This is a genomic window from Streptococcus sp. TATVAM-FAB8 (genome assembly GCF_046592795.1).
GTDB lineage: Bacteria > Bacillota > Bacilli > Lactobacillales > Streptococcaceae > Streptococcus > Streptococcus ruminicola.
Genome location: NZ_JAWVPQ010000023.1, coordinates 1 through 358 on the forward strand (window position 1 = coordinate 1; position 358 = coordinate 358).

The window sequence follows — 358 nt, forward strand, 5'->3', positions numbered from 1 at the left end:
TAGGATACTCTTTATGCGAACGTAGTTCAGTGGTAGAACATCACCTTGCCAAGGTGGGGGTCGCGGGTTCGAACCCCGTCGTTCGCTTGTTAGAGGCCGGGGTGGCGGAACTGGCAGACGCACAGGACTTAAAATCCTGCGAAGGGTAACCTTCGTACCGGTTCGATTCCGGTCCTCGGCAGTATACAATTTAATATTATGATGCACCCTTGGCTCAACTGGATAGAGTACCTGACTACGAATCAGGCGGTTGCAGGTTCGAATCCTGCAGGGTGCATAATTTCGGGAAGTAGCTCAGCTTGGTAGAGCACTTGGTTTGGGACCAAGGGGTCGCAGGTTCGAATCCTGTCTTCCCGAT

The 358-nt window shown here is 52.5% G+C and carries 4 tRNA genes; all 4 read left to right on the forward strand.

What is annotated here, in order from left to right:
- Positions 1-15 precede the first annotated feature (15 nt).
- A tRNA-Gly gene (locus tag SFC32_RS08475) sits at positions 16-87 on the forward strand.
- Positions 88-95: 8 nt separating this feature from the next.
- Positions 96-181: transfer RNA gene (locus SFC32_RS08480), tRNA-Leu, on the forward strand.
- Between the two features lie 22 nt (positions 182-203).
- Positions 204-277 (forward strand) — tRNA-Arg (locus tag SFC32_RS08485).
- A 6-nt stretch (positions 278-283) separates the two neighbouring features.
- A tRNA-Pro gene (locus SFC32_RS08490) sits at positions 284-357 on the forward strand.
- Position 358 lies beyond the last annotated feature (1 nt).